The sequence below is a fragment of the Salifodinibacter halophilus genome, assembly GCA_012999515.1.
In the GTDB taxonomy this organism is placed as follows: domain Bacteria; phylum Pseudomonadota; class Gammaproteobacteria; order Nevskiales; family Salinisphaeraceae; genus Salifodinibacter; species Salifodinibacter halophilus.
Map to the genome: position 1 here is coordinate 1 of JABEEB010000495.1, position 249 is coordinate 249.

1 protein-coding gene is annotated in these 249 nt (G+C 49.8%); it reads left to right on the forward strand.

Annotated elements, in window-relative coordinates; translation table 11 throughout:
* Positions 1-86 precede the first annotated feature (86 nt).
* Positions 87-249 (forward strand): restriction endonuclease (locus HKX41_12595; GenBank protein ID NNC24973.1); only part of this gene is annotated, 163 nt, incomplete at its 3' end.

Below are 249 nucleotides of genomic sequence, written 5' to 3' on the forward strand. Positions count from 1 at the left end.
TCAAATTGATGGGCGTTACAGCACCTGGAGACAGGGAGACAACTAATTAATAGTTACAGTACGTCTGGTTGTCAAGTAGAATTCTCATGCCACTCTTAGACGATTTCTCCGGATTCGAATTTGAGGACCTGATGGAGGATGTGTTTCGGAATCTCGGGTACGAAAACGTCCATCAGGCACGCAAAACCGCCGACGAAGGACGAGATATCCTCATGGAGGAGGTCGTCGACGGGACACGCCGTGGAGTTG